We start from the raw sequence: 18634 nt of genomic DNA on the forward strand, positions 1-18634 counted from the left end.
AGGAGTTCAAGGGTGGGCGGTGAGGCCGCGCACTTCGGCGCGCAGGGCCCGGCGCAGCTCGGGATCCGGCGGTCGCGCATCTCCGATCGACGGCACGGACGCCACGAGCAGGCGGGTGTACGGATGTCGCGGCGCCAGGAAGATCTCCTCCGTGGTGCCCGTCTCCACCACCTGCCCGTGGTACAGCACGACGACCCGATCGGCCACGCCGCCGAGCGAGCCGAGGTCGTGCGTGATCAGCAGCACGCCGAGGTCGCGGGTCTCGCGCAGGCGGAGCATCAGTTCGAGGATCGTGATGCGGGTCGAGGCGTCGAGGGCGCTGACGGGCTCGTCGCAGATCAGCAGCCGCGGATCGACGGCGACGGCGCGGGCGATGGCGACGCGCTGCCGCTGGCCGCCCGACAGCTCGCCGGGGTGCCGGGACAGCAGGTCGAGCGGCAGGGAGACGAGCTGGGCCACCTCTCGTGCGGCCTCCCGCAGCTCGGCGCGGGAGCGCCCACCGCGCACGGCGAGCCCCTCGATCAACGTGTCGGACACGGTGCGCTCGGGGTCGAGGCTGCGCAGCGGGTCCTGGAAGACGTACTGGGCGGCGCCGCCGCGGCGGAACGCCCGCAGCGCACCCCCGCGCAGCCCGCCCACCTCGCGCCCGTCGATCGCGATCGAGCCTCGGTGCGCCCGCACCAGCCCGAGCACGGCGCGGGCGAGCGTGGTCTTCCCCGAGCCGGTCTCGCCGATCAGCCCGACGATCTCCCCCGGCGCCACCGTGAGGTCGACGCCGTGCAGGATCTCGGTACGCCCGCGACCGCGCCCGAGCGCGACGTGCAGCCCGGAGACGTCGAGCAGCGCGGTCATCGGCGGCTCCCCTGTTCGCGCACCCGGTCGATCCCGAAGCGCTCGTGGTTGGCGATCAGCTCGCGCGTGTACGGATGACGCGGCCCGCGCAGCACCCGCCGGGTGGGTCCCGTCTCGACGACGACGCCGTCGCGGAAGACGTACACGCTCTCGCACATCTGCGCGATCACGGCCAGGTCGTGCGAGACGACCATGAGCGTGAGGCCACGGTCGCGGCGCAGGTCGGACAGGAGCTCCAGCACCTCGGCCTGCACGGTCACGTCGAGGGCCGTGGTCGCCTCGTCGGCGATCAGCAGTTCGGGCTCGGCGGTGATCGCCATCGCGATCAGCACCCGCTGCAACATCCCGCCCGACAGCTCGAAGGGGTACTGCGCGTAGACGCGCTCGGGGCGGCGCAGCCCCATGGCGTGCAGCAGCTCGACGGCCCGCTCCCGCGCCGCCCGGCGGGCCAGCCCGACCTTGACACGGAGCACCTCGGCGAGCTGCGCCCCGACGGTGATCGACGGGTTGAGGTAGGAGGCGGGGTCCTGGAAGACGGCCGCGAGACGGGTGCCGCGCAGGCGGGCTCGCCCGGCCGACGGCAGCGCGGTCAGCTCTTCGCCGCTCAGGCTGATCCGGCCGCCGGTGACCTCGACGCCGGCGGGCAGCAGGTCCAGGACGGCGCGGCAGGTCAGGGTCTTGCCGCTGCCTGACTCGCCGACCAGCCCGACGGCCGAGCCGCGGGGCACGTCCAGGTCCACGCCGCGGACGACCTCGGTGCCGTCGGCGACGCTCACGCGCAGCCCGCGTACCGACAGCAGGGGCTCGCTCACGGCGTCCGCGACCGTGCGGACCGCCGTCGCGGCGTCAGGTGAGACGGACACGGGCGGCTCCTCTCCTCAGCGTCCGGGCGCGGCCGTGGTCGCCGCCGGCGTCCCTGATCGCATCGGCGAGCAGGTTGAGCGCGCCGACGGTGGCCATGATGAACAGGGACGGGAACACCGGCCCGTACGGCCGCTGCGTCAGGTAACCGAGGTCGCTGGCGACGATGCCGCCCCAGGTCGGCTCGGGCGGCACGACGCCGATGCCGAGGAAGGTCAGCGACGAGACGATCAGCAGGCCGCCCGCGGTGGCGTTCGCGGTGGTCACGACGAGCGTGGGCAGGATCTTCGACCACACGTGCGTGCGCAGCACCCGCCAGGTCGAGGCGCCGAACAGCTGCGCGGCGGTCACGTACTGGGCGTTCGCGTGGCTGAGGGCGGCGGCCCTGGTGATGCGGTAGAACGACGGCGCGAGCAGGATGCCGACGGCGATCATCGCCTGGTGGACGGCGTTGCCGAGCAGCGCGGCCACCGCGATGGCGAAGATCAGAAAGGGCAGCGCGATGAGCCCGTCCATGACCCGCAGCGTGATCCACTCGTAGACGCGCCCCAGGTAGACGGAGGTGATGCCGGGGACGACGCCGATGACGAGCCCGATGCCGACGGCCTCGAACGCGGTCAGCACCGACGCCGGCGCGCCCGCCAGGACCCGGCTCAGCACGTCGCGGCCGAGGTAGTCGGTGCCGAACCAGTGGGCCGCGCTCGGCGGCATGAGGATGTCGGCGCCGTTGCGCAGCGGATCGTACGGCGCGAGGAAGGGCCCGATCACGGCGAGCAGGAGCACGGCCGCCAGCACGGCCGCCGCGGCGGCGCCCGCGCGGGTGCGCAGGGCGTCGGTGATGGTCCTCATATCTCCCTCCGTGCGGCCGGGCGCAGCTTGACCAGCAGGACGTTGACGAGCGCGGACGAGACCAGCACGACGCCGATCGTGACGAGCAGGGCCCCTTGCACGACGGGCACGTCACCTCCGAGCGCCGCGGTCTTGGTGAGCTCGCCGATGCCGGGCAGCGCGAACACGGTCTCGACGATGACGGCTCCGCCGATGAGCCGGGGCACGTGCATGCCGAGCACGGCGACCGCGGGCCCCGCGCCGTTGCGCAGAGCGTGCACGAGCACGATGCGCCACCCCGGCAGGCCGCGCACCCGCGCCCCGACGACGTAGTTCTCGTGCAGGGTGTCGGCCAGCCCGGTCCGCAGCTGGCGGGCGACGTCCGCGGCGGCGTCCAGGCTCAGCGCCACGCACGGCAGCACGAGGAAGCTCGCCCAGGTCAGCAGTCCGTCGGACGGAGGCGCCCAGCCGCCTGACGGCAGCACCGGCACCAGCAGCGAGAAGACGGTGATGAGGGCGATGGCGGCGACGAACCCGGGCACGGTCGCCAGCACGGAGGTGACGACCGTGACGGCGCGGTCCAGCCGGCCGCCCTGCCTGACGGCGGCGAGCACGCCGAAGACGCCGCCGAGCACGACGGCGATGAGCAGCGCCCCGGCGGCCACGGACAGGCTCACCGGCAGCCGGTCGGCGATGCTCTGCGCCACGGGGATCTTGGTGAACCAGGAGGCGCCGAGGTCGCCGTGCAGGGCGTCCCACAACCACAGCGCGTAGCGTGCGAGCAGCGGCTGGTCGAGCCCGAACACCTCGCGCATCCGCGCCACGTCGGCGGGGGTGGCGGAGTCGCCGAGCACGACCGAGGCGGGGTCCTGCTCCGTCAGCCCGCCGAGCATGAAGGTGATGAAGGTGGAGACGAGCAGCACGGGGAGCGCGATCAGCAGGGCCCGGCCGAGGGCGGCGGCAGTCCGCGCGACAGTGGTCAGCACGAACGCGCCGGCGTCGACCGTCTTGAAGGGCGCCTCACGCACGTTCAGCGTGGTCACTTCTCCACCCAGACGCCCTCGAAGCGCTGGATGTCCACCCAGTTCCGCAGGCCGTGCACCTTGGGGCTGTGCGCGGCGAAGCGCGTCACCGTGAACAGGAACACGTTCGGCATGTTCGTCACGGCGATCTTGGTGGCGTTCTGGATCGCCGCCGGGTAGGCGGGGTCGGTCAGCGGGTGGCCGCTCGCCTTCGCGACCGCGCCGGGCAGTGCCTCGGGAGTGGTCTTGCCCAGGTTCATCAGGCCCTGCGCGCCGAACAGGACCTGCAGCGCCTGGACCGGCGACTGGCGGGCGTTGAACTGGTCGAGCACGAACGGGTACCTGCGGGTGATGTAGTTGTTGACGCCCGGCGTCAGGACGGTGAGCGTCGTGCGGATGCCGGCCGCGTTCAGCTGCTGCTGGATCAGCTCGCCGACCGGGTCGTCCGCCTTGCCCAGCGCGAGCTGGACGTCCACGCCGTCCGGATATCCCGCCTCGGCCAGCAGCCGCTTCGCGGCGGCCACGTCGTGCGGGTGCAGGTTGTCGAGCTCCGGGTCGTGGGCGACGTAGCCCTTGGGGAACGGCTGCCAGACCGGCTGCCCATAGCCGAAGTTGGCCGCCTTGACCAGCGCCTGCCGGTCGATCGCCGTACTGATCGCCTGGACGACCTTGGGGTTGTCGAACGGCTTGACGGTGTTGTTCACGTCGAGCACGCGCACCGGCAGCACGTCGGTCGCCACGACCGGGAATCCGGCCGCCTCGACCCCGCCGACCTGCGACGCGGTGAGGTCCGCGACGTCGTACTGACCCGAGTTGAGCCCCGCCACCGCGACGGACGGGTCGGGGGTCGGCTTGAGCACGAAGTTGTCGACGAGGATCTGGCCCGCGTTCCAGAAGGCGGGGTTCTTCACCAGCGTCGCCTGCGACCCGGGCACGTAGGTCTTCAGGATGAACGGGCCGGCGCCGACGGGCTGGGTGGCCAGCTTGGCGGGGTCCTTCGCCGCCGCCGGGCTGACGATCTGCCCCGTCTTGCCCGACAGCAGCAGCGGGATCTGGTAGTCCACCTGGGTGAGGTGCAGCGTCACGTCGGTGGCGCCGTCGGCGGTGATGCGCTCGACCGTGACCAGTTGCGGCGCGATCGTCGAGTCCTTCGCGGTCTTGCCGCGTTCCAGGCTGGCCTTGACGGCGGCGGCGTCGAGCTTCGTGCCGTCGGAGAAGGTCAGGCCGGGCCGGAGGTGGAAGGTGACCGAACGGCCGTCCTTGGCGTACGTCCACGACTCGGCCAGACCGGGCTTGGCCTCGCCCTTCTCGTCCACCTCGGTGACGCCCTCGTAGACGAGGGTCAGCGCGTGGACGTCGTTGCCCACGGCGGAGGTCACCGGGTCCCAGGTGGACGGCAGCGACCAGCCCCAGGTCAGGGTGTCGCCGCGCTGATCGGCGGCGGCCACGGCGGTGCCGTCGGAGGAGGCCGCGCCGCCGACGGACGCCCGGGAGGCGCAGCCGGCCAGCAGCAGCGCCACCACGCCGACGACGCCGGCGGCCTTTCTGACGTTCATCGGCCCTGCCCAGCGGCGATGGGCGCCTGCTCGCGGGCCGCGGCGCCGGCGCGCAGCAGCGGGACGAGCTCCCTGCCCCACTCGCGCACGTCCGCCAGCGGGTCGAAGCCGCGGATGAGGAAGGTACGGATGCCGAGGTCGTAGTAGTTCAGCAGCGCGTCGGCGACCTGCTGGGGCGTGCCGACGAGGGCGGTGGAGTTGCCGCCGCCGTCGGTCAGCTGGGTGACGCCGAACCAGAGCCGCTCGTCGTGCACGAGCTTCTCGTCCGCCTCGTCCTTCAGGCGCTTGGCGCCGACCGCGGTGTTCTCGCCTCGGCCGATCCGCCAGGCCGCGTTGCCCTTCTGGGTGAGGTTGTCCTCGAAGGCGCGGCGGATGCCGTCGGCCTTCTCCCAGGCGGCGTCCTCGGTCTCGGCCACGATCGGGCGTACGGACAGGGAGAAGCCGATCTCGCGGCTGTGCCGCGCGGCCTCGGCGCGGATCACGTCGATGCGTTCGCGCGTCTGCGCCAGGGGCTCGCCCCACAGGGCGTAGACGTCGGCCCAGCGGCCGCCCACCCTGATCGCGTCGTCGGACTGCCCGCCGAAGAAGATCGGCACCTCTCCCCGAGGCTTGACCGAGCTGAACGCGCCCTCGAAGCGATAGAACTCGCCCTCGTGGTCGAAGGGCTCGTCGGAGGTGAGGGTGCGCCTGAGCACGTCGATGAACTCGGCGGTACGCCGGTAGCGCGCCTGCTTGTCCTGGAAGTCCCCGTCGCGCCGCTGGTCGGTGTCGCTGCCGCCGGTGATGTGGTGGATGGCCACGCGGCCCGCGCCGGTGAGGTTGTCCAGCGTGGCCAGCTTACGGGCGGTCAGGGTGGGCTGGATGAATCCGGGCCGCTGGGCGATGAGCACGCCCAGGCGTTCGGTGCTGTAGAGCACGTGGGCGGCGGCGGCGAAGCCCTCGGGCGAGCTGGCGCTGTGCGCGATGAGCGCGCGGTCGAAACCGGCCTCCTCGTGGGCGCGGGCGAAGTCGGCGAGGTAGCCGGGGTCGACGACGGGTCCCCGCCAACCGGCGCTTTCCGAGCCGTAGGTGGTCGAGACCATCCCCAGGATCTGGATCGACAATGTGCGAACCTTTCAACGTGTGGACTGAGGCCGCGTCGGCCGCTCTCGGTGGGCACTTTCGGTGGGCACTTTGGGTGGGCACTTTGGGTGGGCACTTTGGGTGGGCACGGATTCGGTGGGCACGGAGGTCACACCGCCGCCGACGGCCGGCCGGTGCACACTCGTCAGCCTGCGGCGTCGCCCGCCGGACTGTCCAACGACGCTTTCTAATCACCGCTCATCACGTCACGTGATAAATACCCTTACATCAGGTAGGAATAATAGGTATACTTCGGGACATGAACCGTACGCTGGACATCGCTCCGTTGCGCAGCTTCGTCGCTGTCGCCGACGCCGGTGGCTTCCAGCGGGCCGCCGACGCCCTGCACCTCAGCCAGGGCGCGGTGAGCCAGCACGTGCGCCGGCTGGAGTCCGCGATCGGCCGCCCGCTGGTGGAGCGGCGCGGCCGCGGCTCCCGGTTCACCGCCGACGGCGAGAAGCTGCTCGGCCTGGCGCGCAACCTCCTGGCGCTGCACGACGAAGGGCTGCGCAGCTTCGGCCACGAGGCGCGCGGGACGATCGTCATCGGGTCGACCGAGCACGCCGCGGCCCAGCTGCTGCCGCACCTGGCGACCGCGCTCGCGCCTCGTTACGGAGTCAAGTTCCGGATCGACCGCGGGACCAAGCTCCGCGAGAGCTTCGCGACGGGACGCATCGACCTGGCCCTGCTCATCGGCCCAGCCGACGATCCGCGCGCCACGCCGGTCGGCGACCTGGCCCTCACCTGGTACTCCGCTCCCGGGTGGACGGCGCCCAGGCGGGGTGAGCCTCTTCCGGTCGTCGCCTTCGACGACCCCTGCGCCCTGCGCGACCGGGCCCTCGTGACCTTGGCGCACCACTCGATCCAGGTCGCCATCGCCGCCGAGGCCAACCAGCTGGCCGGGGTGCAGGCCGCCGTCAGCGCGGGCGCGGGCGTGGCGCTGCTGGCCACCCTCGGGCAGACCCCGGCCGGCCTCGTGCCCCGCGACGACCTGCCCCGGCCGAGCCCGCTGCCGCTGGCGTTGTGGACCCGTCAGGGGGTCGCGCCGGCGGTCTCCGAACGCGCGTCGGACACACTGCGCGCTCTCCTCTCGGCGCCGGTCCTGACCAAGGTGCCGTCCCACGATCTCGTCCTCGCCAAAGGAGCATGATGCCCGTTCAGCCGTCCGACGCACTTTTCGTCCGTACGCCGAGCGGCGTCCTCGTGCCCGCAGGCATCGACCCGTTCCACCGGACCCTGCACCACGTCGCGCCGAACGGCCTGATCGGGCAGACCTCGCAGACCTCGGGGATGACGCGGGTCGAGGCGATCAGCGGCAAGACGGTCGGCGCGCGGAACCTCTGGATGGGGCAGACGCACGTCGCCGCCTCGACGGCGTCCGGCGACCACCACCACGGGGCGTCGGAGACCGCGATCTACGTCGTGTCCGGGCATCCCGTCTTCGTCTTCCTCGACGTGGAGGGCGACGAGCCGGTGGAGCATCGGGTCGAGACCGGTCCCGGCGACTACGTCTTCGTGCCGCCGTTCGTCCCGCACCGCGAGGAGAACCCCGACCCGGAGACCGAGGCCGTCGTCGTCATCGCCCGCACGACCCAGGAGGCGATCGTGGTCAACCTCGACGGGCTCGACTGGTCCGGCGTCGAGCTCCGCTGAGCCGGTCGATGGGGTTTACCGCTTTTCAAGTCCGCGCGTTGCTGCTGCGCCGCGACGAGGCCGTCATCGCCGACGTACGCGAAGAGGCCGCGTACGCGCAAGGCCATCCGCTGTGGGCGGCCAACTTCCCCCTCTCCCTGCTGGAACTGGACGCCTGGCGGCGCATCCCCCGCCGGGACACCCCCGTCGTCGTCTACGGCGACGCGGACGCGCCCGCGCGCCGGGCGATCGACGTGCTGCGCCGGCTCGGGTACACCCAGGCGCGCCCGCTGCTGGACGGGCTCGACGGCTGGATCGCGGCGGGTGGCGAGCTCTTCCAGGACGTCAACGTGCCCAGCAAGGCGTTCGGCGAGCTGGTCGAGTCGGTCAGCCGCACCCCGTCGCTGACCGCCCAGCAGGTGGGGGCGCTGATCGACGCCGGCACGCCTCCTGTGATCGTGGACGCGCGCCGGTTCGACGAGTTCCACACCATGAGCATCCCGACCGCCACCAGCGTGCCGGGTGCGGAGCTGGTGCTGCGCATTCGTGAGCTCGCTCCCGATCCCGCCACGCCCGTCGTGGTGAACTGCGCGGGGCGTACGCGCAGCATCATCGGCGCGCAGTCGCTGATCAACGCCGGCCTGCCCAACCCGGTGGCGGCACTGCGCAACGGCACCATCGGCTGGACGCTGGCCGGTCAGCGGCTCGATCACGGAGCCACCGGCACAGCCCCGGCCACCGTGGCGGAGCCCCATCACGCCCTCGCCCGCTCGGGCGCCCACGCCGTCGCCCGGCGGGCTGGTTCGACATGGGCACCAGCCCGGCCTTCACCGCCATCCGCTTCTTCCACGACGACGACGGCTGGATCGGCGACTTCACCGGCAGCCCCATCGCCGAGCGCATCCCGGACTTCGACACCATCGCGGCCACCCGCGCGGCCAGAACGGCCTGAGCCCACCCGGAGGCGCACGTTCGGGTGCGAAGCGGCCCCACCCGGCGGTAAGGCGCTAGGCTCCCCGGCGTTGATCCGGAGGTGATCCGTGCGTGCGACCCGAGGTGCCGTGCTCGTCCTGACCGCCGCCGTACTCGTCGGCTGCAGCGAATCGACACGTCCACCGGCGACAGCCGCCCCGTTCCGGGTCGAGGTCAAGGCGGTCGAGCGCCACTCCGCGCTCACCGCGATGAAGATGGTGATCACGACCACCGGCGACCAGCCGGCCTCCGGAGATTTCGGATATGACGGCCTGCGCGGGCAGAGCGTGAGCTTCGGCAGGTTCCGGCTGCTGGACCCGGTCGCGGGGAAGGTGTACCTCACGCTGCGGGAGAAGGACGCCAACGGGCTCGCGTTCGGCACCCGGCATCCCGTGACGCAGGGAATCCTGCCCGACGAGTTCCGGCCGGGGGTGCGCTACCCGGTCGAGGTGTACTTCCCGCCACTGCCCGCCGACGTGGGGCGCGTGTCGCTGGTGCCCGACCTGCCGATGGCGCCGATGACGGGCCTTCCGGTCATCCCGGGCGCGAGCGGGCCCGTCGCCAAGGAGCGCGTCTCTGACAAGGCCACCGCGATCCTCGACGACCCCGTACGCGAGACCCGCGAGAGGGCCGACCCCGCCAAGCCGCCGATCAGCGTCGTGGGGCACACCGACAGCAAGGGCGACGACGCCTACAACCAGAACGGCGGGTTCGCTCGGCTGGCAGCGCGGGGAGGACCGGCTGCGCGTGGACTTCCATCCCTTCTACCGCGACGGCGCCTACCTGGTCGCCTCCTTCGACGTCGTCTCGGACGGCGCCCAGCGGCTCATCCCCGTGCCCGCCCCCTTCAACGGCTGGGACAGCGCCTTCTCCTCGGGAGCCGATTTCGGCGCGTTCATGCTGGTCGACCCGGCGACGAAGACGCGTTGTCACCCGCTGAAGATGTACACCGAGTTCGTCGAGAACTGGGTGCCCGCGCTCGATCACGGCATGACCGGGCGAGGCTACATCTATTACCCGGCGCCCGCCGACAACGTCTCCTCCGTCACGCTGGAGGCGGAGAACCTGGGCCAGGTCGGGAACATCCTGATCACCTGACCGTGCTCCGGCATCAACCGATCGGTTGATGCCGGAATCCACCATCCCGCTCTCCGCCCGGACGATCCGCCGCCCCCGTCCCCGGGCGATTCTCGAACCATGCCCGCTCTCCGTACCACCGGACTTCGAAAAGTCTTCGGCGACCACGTCGCCGCCGACGACATCGACCTCACCGTTCCGGCTGGATCCTGCTACGGCCTGGTCGGCCCCAACGGCGCCGGCAAGACCACGACCCTGGCCATGTCCGTCGGCCTGCTCCGCCCCGACGCCGGCCGCGCCGAGATCTTCGGCGTGGACGTCTGGCGCGACCCCGTCCAGGCCAAGGGCCTGATCGGCGTGCTGCCCGACGGCAACGCCATGCCGGAACGGCTCACCGGCCGCGAGGTGCTCACCTACCTCGGCCTGCTGCGCGGCCTGCCCGCCGCCGTCGTCGCCGAGCGCGTGGAAGAACTCCTGTACGTCCTCGAACTCGACTCCGCCGAGCGGACGCTGGTCATCGAGTACTCCACCGGCATGCGCAAGAAGATCGGCCTGGCCGTCGCCCTCCTGCACGCGCCCCGGCTGCTCGTCCTGGACGAGCCCTTCGAGGCCGTCGATCCCGTCTCCGGGGCCACGATCAGGACGATCCTGCGCAGGTTCGTCGCCGAGGGCGGCTCCGTGATCATCTCCAGCCACGTCATGCCGCTCGTCGAGCAGCTCTGCGACCACGTGGGCGTCATCTCCGGCGGGCGCGTGGTGGCCGCCGGGCCGCTGGCCGACGTACGCGGCGCCGCCACCCTGGAGGAGACCTTCGTCGACCTGGTCGGCGCCCGCCCGCGAGCGACGGAGGGGCTGGCATGGCTCACGTCCTGACCCCACCGCTGACCCCGGGCCCCGCCGTCCTGGCCCGGCACCTGATCCGCATGCGGCTCATGCTCATGCGCAACTCCCTGCGCGGCGACAACGCCTCCAACCTCTACATCGGCGGCGCGGTCGGGCTGACCCTGGCCCTGGGGACGATCGCCGTCGCCGTCCTGTGGCCCGCCTACCTGCCGCTCTGCCTGGCCGGATGGCTCTGCGGCTGGGTCTTCGGCCCCATCCTCATGGGAGGTGGCAGTGAGGCGCTGCGCCCCGAGTACTTCGCCATGCTCCCGATCGCGCCGGGCCGGATGGCGGCGGCGCTGCTCGCCGGCGCCTTCGCGGGCCCCGCGCCCGCGATCACCCTCATCGCCCTGCTGTCCCTGCCCGTCCACGGCTGGCGGTACGGCCTCGCCGGAGTGCTCATCGGCCTGGTGGCGGCCGTCACCACGTTCGTCACCATGGTGATGATCTCCCGGGTCATCGTGGCGGCCATCGGCCTGTTCGTCAGGTCCCGGGTCACCGCGGCGGCGGTCGGCGTCGTGACCGGCGCCGCCATCGCTCTGTGCGGCAACGGCTGGGCGCCTCTCGTGGCCCTGGGCGGCGCCGACAGCGCGGCCTGGTCCGAGGTCATCGTCCGTGTGCTGCCCTCCGGATGGGGGTTGGCCGCCATCGAAGCCCCCTGGCTCCTTGCCGTCGCCATCCTCGCCGCGGGCGCCGGGGTGATCGCCCTGCTCCTGGCCGCCTGGGCGTGTCTGCTGTCGCGGCGCGTCGTCTCGGCCGCCCGCGGCGGTGTGCCGCCGCGCCGGGGCACGCCCCGCCCCTTCCCCGCCGCCGGCGGCGCCCGCGCCGTCGCCGCCAGGGAACTGCGCACCTGGTGGCGCGACCTCGTCCGCATCCAGCTGCTCGTCACCGCCTTGACCTACGCCGTCGTCACCCCGCTCCTGCTCGTCACCATCGGCAGCTGGATCGTGGTGCCCTTCACGGGACTCATCGCGATCGTGGTGGCCGCCGCGGCCTCGGCCAACCTCTACGGCGCCGACGGGACCGCGCTCTGGCTCACCCTGATGACCCCTGGGGCGGAACGCGCGGACGTACGGGGCCGCCAGCTCGCCTGGTTGCTCGTCGTCGGCCCGCCCGCCGTCGTGCTCTCCCTGGCCGGGAGCCTGGTCAGCGGCGAGAGCTGGGCCTGGCCCTGGATGCTCGCCCTGCTCCCCGCGCTCCTCGGCGGTGGCGCCGGGGTCATCGTCCTGATCGCCGTCACCTCGCTCGTCCCCGGCACCGACCCGCACAAGCGCGGCGGCAACCCGCTGAGCACCGGCGCCGACGAGAGCGCCGAGACCGGTCTCGCCTGGCTCGTGCTCGTCACCGTCCCCGCCACCGCCCTGCCCGCGGCCGGCGCCGTGCTGCTCGATCCCTGGGCCGGCCTTGCCACCGGGCTGCTGACCGGCGCGCTGAGCGCCTGGGGGCTCGGCGAGATCGCCTGCCGCAGGCTGGAGAAGGACGGAATCGAGCTGCTCAACCTCATGAAGCACGGACCGGCGCCCAAGCCCGGCAAGCCGGTCATCGCCGATCTTCCCCTCCACCACCGCGTCGGCGTCTCGATCTGCCACGCCATCGCCTGGCTCCCCCTGATCCCGCAGGGACTCGTGCCGATGGTCATGAAGATCTTCGGGTTCGAGAACCCCGTGTGGTTCCTCGCCCTTCACCTCCCGCCGACCTGGCAGTGGCCGATGATCATCTTCATGATCGCCCTGGGACTGCTCATGTACGGATACGCCTTCCTGATCCCCATGCGCCTAAGCTCGACCTCACCGGCCACCACCCGGTGAGACCCGTCCGCGCCCGAGAGGAGGGGACCCTCGGATGAACGACCTCTTCCCGCCCTCCACCTGGGAACGACGCTTCGTCGTCGCCATCGAGATCGTCCCCTACGTCACCCTCGCTGCCTCGCTGGTCATCAGTCTGGCCACACCCGTCCAGCCCGCGGGCGGGATCCCGCGCACCCTCGCGCTCACCGGCCTGGCCCTCGCCTGGCTGATCGGCTCACGCACCCTGCTCCCCGCCGCGATGCGCGGGCGCAGGGCCGCCGTCGCCGTGCACTTCGCCGGCATGCTGGTCACCGCCGCCCTGCTGACCGCCCACGACCCCATCTTCATCATCTACTGCACGTCGGGCTTCTTCCTCGCCGCCAACTTCGCTCCGTCGAAGTGGACCTTCGCCGCCGTCGCCGCCACCTCCGTCGTGCTGTACCAGTCGACGATCGACTGGGCCCAGGCCACCGTTCAGCTCATCGCCTTCCACCTGGCGATCGTCGCCGTGCAGACCGTCGCCATCGGCGGCGGCCACATCGCCGGCGTCAAGATCGAGGAGCGGCAGCGCAAATACCGCAAGGTGGTCAGCGACCTCCAGGCCGCCCTGGAGGAGAACGCCGACCTGCACGCCCAGCTCCTCACCCAGGCCCACCAGGCCGGCATCCTCGACGAACGCCAGCGCATGGCCCGCGAGATCCACGACACCCTCGCCCAGGGCCTCACCGGCATCATCACCCAGTTACGCGCCGCCCAGCGCGTCGAGGACGCCGGCACCCACGTCGAGCTCGCGCTCGATCTCGCCCAGGACAGCCTCACCGAGGCCCGCCGCTCCGTCGCCGCCCTCCAGCCCCACCAGTTGGAGGACGCCCACCTGCCGGAAGCCATGACCGTGCTGGCCCGCAACTGGGCCCAGACCACCAGTGTCGATCTCCACGTCGAGGTGACCGGCGACCGCGTGCCGCTCAGCCCCGCCATCGAGGTCACCCTCTTCCGCGTCGCGCAGGAGGCCCTCGCCAACGTCGCCAAACACGCGGGCGCCACCCGGGCCGGCCTCACCCTGTCCTACACCGGCTCCGTCGTCCTGCTCGACATCCGCGACAACGGCACCGGCTTCCGCGACCCCGGCGGTAAAGGATTCGGGCTCAGCAGCATGAGACAACGCCTGCGCGGTGTCGGCGGCTCGCTGGAGATCGAGAGCACGCCCGGAGAGGGCACCGCCGTCAGCGCCACCGTCCCCGCGCTCCAAGGAGACCCGCAGTGATCCGTCTCCTCATCGTCGACGATCACCCCATCGTCCGTAACGGCCTGCGTGCCGCGTTCGAGGCCGAGCCTGACATCCACGTCGCCGGCGAGGCCGCCAACGGCCGCGAGGGCGTCGATCGCGCCGCCGCGCTGGAGGTCGACGTCGTCCTCATGGACCTGCGCATGCCCGAGATGGACGGCGTCAGCGCCATCACCGCGCTGCGCCGCTCCCATCCGCACATCAAGATCCTCGTCCTGACCACCTTCGACGGCGACTCCGACGTCCTGCCCGCGATCGCGGCCGGCGCCACCGGCTACCTGCTCAAGGACGCCCCCACCGACGAGCTCCTGCGCGCCGTCCGCGCCGCGGCCGCCGGTGAGCCGGTGCTGTCGCCGTCAGTCGCGGGCCGGCTGATGGGCCAGGTGCGCAAGCCGGTCAGGGCGCCCCTCACCGACCGCGAGCTGCAGGTCCTGGCCCTGGTCGCCGACGGCGCGTCCAACCGCCAGGCGGCCGCCAAGCTCTTCATCAGCGAGGCCAGCATCAAGACTCACCTGCTGCACATCTACGACAAACTCGGCGTCCGCGACCGCGCCGCCGCCGTCGGCGAGGCGTACCGGCGAGGTCTGCTCAGCTAGCCGACCGGCCGGCCACCGCGAAGACCTGCCGGATCGACGACCTGCCGCCATGGAGACCTGCCGTCGCGCGGACCAACGACCGTCCCGCTCGGGACCTTCGCCTCTGAACGCCGCCGCCCGCCCGAGGTGTGATGAGGGCAACCGGCAAGGAGGATGTCATGCGCAGGACCGTCGCGGACGTGATGACGGACAAGGTCGTCGCCGTATCCGCCGCAACCCCGTTCAAGGAGATCGCCGAGACGCTCATCAGCGGCGGCATCAGCGCCGTCCCGGTCACCGACGACGACAACCATGTGCTCGGCGTGGTGTCGGAGGCCGACCTGCTGCGCAAGGAGGAGTTCCGCGAGCAGTACTACCGTGAGGGCTACCGGCCCCCGTTACGCGCCCGGCTGCGCCACCCCAAGGGCCGGCGGAAGGCCGAGGGCGACACCGCCGCCGAGCTGATGACCACCCCGGCCGTCACCGTCTCGCCGCAGGCGTCCGCCGTGGAGGCCGCCCGCCTCATGGACGGCCACGGCGTCAAGCGGCTCGCGGTGGTCGACTACAACGGCCGCCTCGTCGGCATCGTCAGCCGCCGTGACCTGGTCAAACTCTTCCTGCGCGGCGACGAGGCGATCGCCGCCGAGGTGCGCGACGATGTTCTCGACCGCAGCCTGTGGGTCGACACCGGCGACGTCCGCGTGGACGTGCTGCAGGGCGTCGTGACGCTGTCCGGCCGGATGGAGCGCCGCACCGAGGCCGCGATCGCCGTCCGCATGACCGGGCGGGTCAACGGCGTGGTCGACGTCGTCGACCGGCTCACCTGGAAGACCGACGATTCGAAGTGGGAAGGCAGGTAGCCATGTCCGTGCAGAAGGTCGAGAACGTCATGACCACCGACGTCGCCGCCGTCAACGAGAACGCCTCCTTCCACACCGTCGCCGAACTGCTGATCAGCCGGGGCATCAGCGGCGTGCCGGTGCTGGACGACGACAACCGCGTCCTGGGCGTGGTCTCCGAGGCCGACCTGCTGGCCAAGGAGGAGTTCAAGGAGCGCTACTACGGCGACGACTACCGGCCGCCGCTGCGTGCCCGCATCCGCCACAGTGCGGGCAGCGAGGGCAGCGGTTACCGCAAGTCACTCGGCGAGACCGCCGGCGCGCTGATGACCAGTCCCGCGCGCGTCACCACTCCCGACGCCGCCGTCGTGACGGCCGCGCGCCTGATGGACCGCTACGGCGTCAAGCGCCTGCCGGTCGTGGACGCCGACGGCCGCCTCGTCGGCATCGTCAGCCGCCGTGACCTCATCAAGGTCTTCCTGCGCCTGGACGAGGACATCGAACGGGACGTCCGCGAGGCTCTGCGCGGCCGGGCCGACGTCAGCGTGACCGACGCCGTCGTCACCCTGACCGGGACCTTCCCCGAGCGCAGCCAGGCCGTCACCGCCGTCCACCTGGCCGAGAACATCGACGGCGTCGTGGCGGTGCACGACGAGCTGAGCTGGAAGCACGACGACATCGCCGACCTGCCCGTCTGGGGTGGCGCGTGACCTCGGGACCTCATGGTCCTGGCGGGTACAGGCCCGCCTGGCGGTAGACGGCCTTCAGGTAGCGCAGCATCCCGGCGGCGTCCGGGGGGTCGGGTTGCAGGACGCGGTAGGTCACCGCGCCGGCCATCATGTCGATGACGACGTCCAGGTCGGCGTCGGCGGCCACCAGGCCGTCCTGCTGGGCGCGGCGGAGCAGGGCGGCGGCCAGCTCCCTGCGGGGCAGGACGTAGTGCTTCCAATAGATCTCCATCAGCTCCGGATGGCTGACGGCCGAGCCCAGGATGCGCGCGACCAGTGCGCGGAAGCCCGGGCTCGCGGCCGTCTCGGCCGCCGCGGGCAGGAGGCGTTCGACGATGTCGCGCGGCGCCAGGGCCTGGACGTCGGCGGCCGACGGGCTGACCTCGGCGCTCACCTCCTGCTCGATGGCCTGGGCGAGCAGCTCCTCCTTGCTGCTCCAGCGGCGATAGAGGGTCAGCTTGCCCACGCCCGCGCGTTTGGCGACCTGCTCCATGCTGGTGCCCTCGACGCCGCGTTCGACGAACAGCTCCAGCGCGGCGGCCAGGATCGCGGTGTCGGTGCCTGGGTCGCGCGGGCGCCCTCGTCCTCGGGTGACCGTCACCCGAGTGCCCCGTCCAGCCACTCGTCCAGCCAGCGGCCGAACTCGGCCGGACCCCCCTTGCAGGCCAGGTGCCCGTCCGGGCGGACGAGCAGCGCCTGCCCCGCGGAGCCGGAGGCGTGCAGCCGGACGACGCGGTCGCCGAGCCGCCGCCGGGCCGCCTCGAAGGCGGCGTCCGCGCGGTCGCCGAGCACCGCCCAGGTGCCGCGCAGCTCGGCGTACAAGCGGGTGCGGGTGCCGTCGTCGCGTTCGCAGGCCAGGTCGGGCACGCGGTCGCCGGGACGGGGTCTGCCGCCCCGGCCCCCGAGCGGCCCGCCGCGGTAGCTCACCCACAGTTGCGAGGTCGTGTACGTGATCCACCGCTGGATCCAGGCCGGGCTGAAGACGCGCAGCAGGATCTGGTCGCGCAGGAACCGGCCGAGCGGCCCGTCGGCGATGTTGACCTTGGTGGCCGCGGTGCTGCCCCGCAGCACGGCGGTGGCGAGCGGGCGGCGTTCGGCCTGGTAGGTGTCGAGCAGCCGGTCCCCAGCCGATCCATTTACCACGAGGGCGAGCTTCCAGGCGAGGTTCTCGGCGTCGCCGAGGCCGGTCAGCATGCCTTGGCCGCCGAACGGGGCATGGACGTGCGCGGCGTCGCCGGCCAGCAGGACGCGCCCGGCGCGGTAGCCGTCGGCCAGGCGCCGGTGCACGCTGAACAGCGAGGCCCAGGTGACCTCGCCCAGCCGCAGGCCGGGCCGGCCGGTGCGGCCTGGCAGGATGCGCCGCATCCGGTCGGCGATCTGCTCCTCGCTGGGTTTGTCGTCGGTGAAGGCGGGGTCGTAGGCGAGCAGCCGCCAGTGCCCGCCGGGCATCGGCATGGCGCCCAGCATGCCATCCCGATGCACCCAGCCGCTGGTGCCCGATCGGTCCAGCGCGGGCTCGCCGTCGATGTGGCCGTCGACGAGCAGGAAACGTTCGCTGACCTTGACGCCGGGGAAGCCGATGCCGGCCAGCTTGCGGACCGTGCTGCCGGCGCCGTCGCAGCCTGCCAGCCAGCCGGCCCTCACGGTGCCGCCGTCGGCGAGCACCGCGGTGACGCCGGTCGCGTCCTGGGCGATCTCGACCACGCCGTTGCCCCATTCAGGCCGGACTCCGAGCTCGGCCAGCCGCTCACGCAGCACCGCCTCGACCCGCGCCTGCGAGATCACCATGGGCGCGGCGGCGGTGCGGAGCCCGGGGTCGCCGAACCGGATGCGCATCATCGGGCGGTCCCCCGCGTAGGTGGTGATCGTCATGGCCCGCACCGACTCCTGCGGCAGCTCGCCCAGGGCGTCGAGGCGGTCGAGCACCTCCGAGCCGCGGGCGTGCACGAAGTTCGCCCGCGAGGTGGCCGCCGGGCCGGCGGCCTTGTCGATCACCCGTACCGCGACGCCGTGCTCGCGCAGCCCGCAGGCCAGCGCGAGACCGACCGGTCCCGCGCCGACCACCAGTACTTCCGTGTCCATCGCCATCACCTCACCATTTTATTTACGAAACGGTCTCGTAAAATAAATAGTGCTCGCGATGAGCCGTCCTGTCCAGCCGTCAGCGTCGGGGACGGGCCGGATCAACGGGTGATTCTCACCACAGCCGGCGGGCACGGGGCGTGGTGCAGCAGGGCATGACCGACCGAGCCCAGCACCATGCCGGCGAACGTGCCGTACCCGTGCGAGCCCACCACCAGCAGCTCGGCGTCCCGCGCCGCCCGGCCGGCGGCCTCCAGCCCGGCCCGCGAGCCGTCCACTCCCACGACGATCGTGATCTTTCCTCCGTCCTCGCTTCCGCGTCGGCGAAAGCCCGCCCTGCGGGGCAGGGCGGGCGGGTGGCCGAGGGACTCACTTGAGCCACGGGGTGCGGCGGACGACGGGCAGGTTGCCCAGTCCGAACGTGCGGCCGGCGCCGGCGAGGGCCAGACCGACGAGGACGATCGCGTAGACGATGTGGTCGTCCATGAACGGGTTGGTGGTCAGGGGCAGCTCGGCCGCCCACATCAGCAGCAG

The 18634-nt window shown here is 72.2% G+C and carries 18 protein-coding genes and 1 pseudogene; 10 read left to right on the forward strand and 9 right to left on the reverse strand.

Going from position 1 to position 18634, the window contains the following annotated elements:
- Positions 1-6 precede the first annotated feature (6 nt).
- The 6 genes from AB0C28_RS53515 to AB0C28_RS53540 are packed head-to-tail and all read right to left on the reverse strand — an operon-like array spanning position 7 to position 6222.
- On the reverse strand, positions 7-852 hold the full coding sequence (locus AB0C28_RS53515) for an ABC transporter ATP-binding protein (protein WP_358084853.1): 846 nt from the start codon (positions 850-852) through the stop codon (positions 7-9).
- Positions 849-1715, reverse strand: a complete 867-nt coding sequence (locus tag AB0C28_RS53520) for an ABC transporter ATP-binding protein (RefSeq protein WP_357860011.1) — start codon at positions 1713-1715, stop codon at positions 849-851. The genes AB0C28_RS53515 and AB0C28_RS53520 overlap by 4 nt, the downstream gene beginning before the upstream one ends.
- Positions 1699-2562: an ABC transporter permease gene (locus tag AB0C28_RS53525; RefSeq protein WP_357860013.1), complete on the reverse strand. Its 864-nt coding sequence runs from the start codon at positions 2560-2562 to the stop codon at positions 1699-1701. The genes AB0C28_RS53520 and AB0C28_RS53525 overlap by 17 nt, the downstream gene beginning before the upstream one ends.
- Complete coding sequence (locus AB0C28_RS53530) at positions 2559-3584, reverse strand: ABC transporter permease (protein WP_357860016.1); 1026 nt, start codon at positions 3582-3584, stop codon at positions 2559-2561. The genes AB0C28_RS53525 and AB0C28_RS53530 overlap by 4 nt, the downstream gene beginning before the upstream one ends.
- On the reverse strand, positions 3581-5119 hold the full coding sequence (locus AB0C28_RS53535) for an ABC transporter substrate-binding protein (RefSeq protein WP_358084856.1): 1539 nt from the start codon (positions 5117-5119) through the stop codon (positions 3581-3583). Before AB0C28_RS53535 ends, AB0C28_RS53530 begins: the two co-directional genes overlap by 4 nt.
- The gene (locus AB0C28_RS53540) at positions 5116-6222 is read right to left on the reverse strand and encodes an LLM class flavin-dependent oxidoreductase (RefSeq protein WP_358084859.1); all 1107 of its coding nucleotides are present in this window, start codon (positions 6220-6222) and stop codon (positions 5116-5118) included. Before AB0C28_RS53540 ends, AB0C28_RS53535 begins: the two co-directional genes overlap by 4 nt.
- Positions 6223-6500: 278 nt before the next feature.
- Here AB0C28_RS53540 and AB0C28_RS53545 point away from each other — a divergent pair, with 278 nt between their 5' ends.
- The 10 genes from AB0C28_RS53545 (at position 6501) to AB0C28_RS53590 (ending at position 16000) form a co-directional block, all read left to right on the forward strand.
- On the forward strand, positions 6501-7391 hold the full coding sequence (locus AB0C28_RS53545; RefSeq protein ID WP_358084862.1) for a LysR family transcriptional regulator: 891 nt from the start codon (positions 6501-6503) through the stop codon (positions 7389-7391).
- Positions 7388-7894 carry a cupin domain-containing protein gene (locus tag AB0C28_RS53550; protein ID WP_357860028.1) on the forward strand — a complete coding sequence of 169 codons (507 nt, stop codon included), beginning with the start codon at positions 7388-7390 and terminating at the stop codon, positions 7892-7894. Before AB0C28_RS53545 ends, AB0C28_RS53550 begins: the two co-directional genes overlap by 4 nt.
- Before the next feature lie 8 nt (positions 7895-7902).
- Positions 7903-8910: a rhodanese-like domain-containing protein gene (locus AB0C28_RS53555; RefSeq protein WP_358084865.1), complete on the forward strand. Its 1008-nt coding sequence runs from the start codon at positions 7903-7905 to the stop codon at positions 8908-8910.
- Between the two features lie 682 nt (positions 8911-9592).
- Positions 9593-9943: a hypothetical protein gene (locus AB0C28_RS53560; RefSeq protein ID WP_358084867.1), complete on the forward strand. Its 351-nt coding sequence runs from the start codon at positions 9593-9595 to the stop codon at positions 9941-9943.
- A gap of 99 nt (positions 9944-10042) precedes the next feature.
- A complete protein-coding gene (locus AB0C28_RS53565) occupies positions 10043-10795 on the forward strand; it encodes an ABC transporter ATP-binding protein (protein WP_358084870.1) in 753 nt (250 codons plus the stop codon).
- On the forward strand, positions 10780-12612 hold the full coding sequence (locus AB0C28_RS53570) for a hypothetical protein (protein ID WP_358084872.1): 1833 nt from the start codon (positions 10780-10782) through the stop codon (positions 12610-12612). The genes AB0C28_RS53565 and AB0C28_RS53570 overlap by 16 nt, the downstream gene beginning before the upstream one ends.
- A gap of 34 nt (positions 12613-12646) precedes the next feature.
- Positions 12647-13855 (forward strand): sensor histidine kinase, encoded by a 1209-nt coding sequence (locus AB0C28_RS53575; RefSeq protein WP_357860094.1) that lies wholly within the window; start codon positions 12647-12649, stop codon positions 13853-13855.
- Positions 13852-14472 (forward strand): response regulator transcription factor, encoded by a 621-nt coding sequence (locus tag AB0C28_RS53580; RefSeq protein ID WP_358084875.1) that lies wholly within the window; start codon positions 13852-13854, stop codon positions 14470-14472. The genes AB0C28_RS53575 and AB0C28_RS53580 overlap by 4 nt, the downstream gene beginning before the upstream one ends.
- 158 nt (positions 14473-14630) lie before the next feature.
- Entirely contained in the window at positions 14631-15311 is a 681-nt protein-coding gene (locus AB0C28_RS53585) for a CBS domain-containing protein (RefSeq protein WP_357860100.1), read from the forward strand.
- A gap of 2 nt (positions 15312-15313) precedes the next feature.
- Positions 15314-16000 (forward strand): CBS domain-containing protein, encoded by a 687-nt coding sequence (locus AB0C28_RS53590; RefSeq protein ID WP_358084878.1) that lies wholly within the window; start codon positions 15314-15316, stop codon positions 15998-16000.
- Positions 16001-16010: 10 nt separating this feature from the next.
- On the opposite strand, the gene AB0C28_RS53595 is transcribed toward AB0C28_RS53590, so the two are convergent.
- The 3 genes and pseudogenes from AB0C28_RS53595 to AB0C28_RS53605 all read right to left on the reverse strand — a co-directional run.
- Positions 16011-16619, reverse strand: coding sequence for a TetR/AcrR family transcriptional regulator (locus tag AB0C28_RS53595; protein ID WP_357860106.1), 609 nt, complete (start codon positions 16617-16619; stop codon positions 16011-16013).
- A complete protein-coding gene (locus AB0C28_RS53600; protein WP_358084881.1) occupies positions 16616-18100 on the reverse strand; it encodes an FAD-dependent monooxygenase in 1485 nt (494 codons plus the stop codon). The genes AB0C28_RS53595 and AB0C28_RS53600 overlap by 4 nt, the downstream gene beginning before the upstream one ends.
- A gap of 101 nt (positions 18101-18201) precedes the next feature.
- Positions 18202-18339: pseudogene (locus tag AB0C28_RS53605) on the reverse strand (universal stress protein); the annotation flags it as partial.
- Positions 18340-18634: the final 295 nt, after the last annotated feature.

The organism is Nonomuraea sp. NPDC048892 (assembly GCF_040649735.1).
GTDB lineage: Bacteria > Actinomycetota > Actinomycetes > Streptosporangiales > Streptosporangiaceae > Nonomuraea > Nonomuraea maheshkhaliensis.

What these genes read in the sequence shown, in the direction of transcription:
- AB0C28_RS53585 (WP_357860100.1), top strand. Translation starts at nt 14,631, where the DNA reads ATGCGCAGGACCGTCGCGGACGTGATGACGGACAAGGTCGTCGCCGTA.
- AB0C28_RS53535 (WP_358084856.1), bottom strand. Translation starts at nt 5,119, where the DNA reads ATGAACGTCAGAAAGGCCGCCGGCGTCGTCGGCGTGGTGGCGCTGCTG.
- AB0C28_RS53515 (WP_358084853.1), bottom strand. Translation starts at nt 852, where the DNA reads ATGACCGCGCTGCTCGACGTCTCCGGGCTGCACGTCGCGCTCGGGCGC.
- AB0C28_RS53570 (WP_358084872.1), top strand. Translation starts at nt 10,780, where the DNA reads ATGGCTCACGTCCTGACCCCACCGCTGACCCCGGGCCCCGCCGTCCTG.
- AB0C28_RS53600 (WP_358084881.1), bottom strand. Translation starts at nt 18,100, where the DNA reads ATGGACACGGAAGTACTGGTGGTCGGCGCGGGACCGGTCGGTCTCGCG.
- AB0C28_RS53575 (WP_357860094.1), top strand. Translation starts at nt 12,647, where the DNA reads ATGAACGACCTCTTCCCGCCCTCCACCTGGGAACGACGCTTCGTCGTC.
- AB0C28_RS53555 (WP_358084865.1), top strand. Translation starts at nt 7,903, where the DNA reads ATGGGGTTTACCGCTTTTCAAGTCCGCGCGTTGCTGCTGCGCCGCGAC.
- AB0C28_RS53565 (WP_358084870.1), top strand. Translation starts at nt 10,043, where the DNA reads ATGCCCGCTCTCCGTACCACCGGACTTCGAAAAGTCTTCGGCGACCAC.
- AB0C28_RS53550 (WP_357860028.1), top strand. Translation starts at nt 7,388, where the DNA reads ATGATGCCCGTTCAGCCGTCCGACGCACTTTTCGTCCGTACGCCGAGC.
- AB0C28_RS53525 (WP_357860013.1), bottom strand. Translation starts at nt 2,562, where the DNA reads ATGAGGACCATCACCGACGCCCTGCGCACCCGCGCGGGCGCCGCCGCG.
- AB0C28_RS53590 (WP_358084878.1), top strand. Translation starts at nt 15,314, where the DNA reads ATGTCCGTGCAGAAGGTCGAGAACGTCATGACCACCGACGTCGCCGCC.
- AB0C28_RS53545 (WP_358084862.1), top strand. Translation starts at nt 6,501, where the DNA reads ATGAACCGTACGCTGGACATCGCTCCGTTGCGCAGCTTCGTCGCTGTC.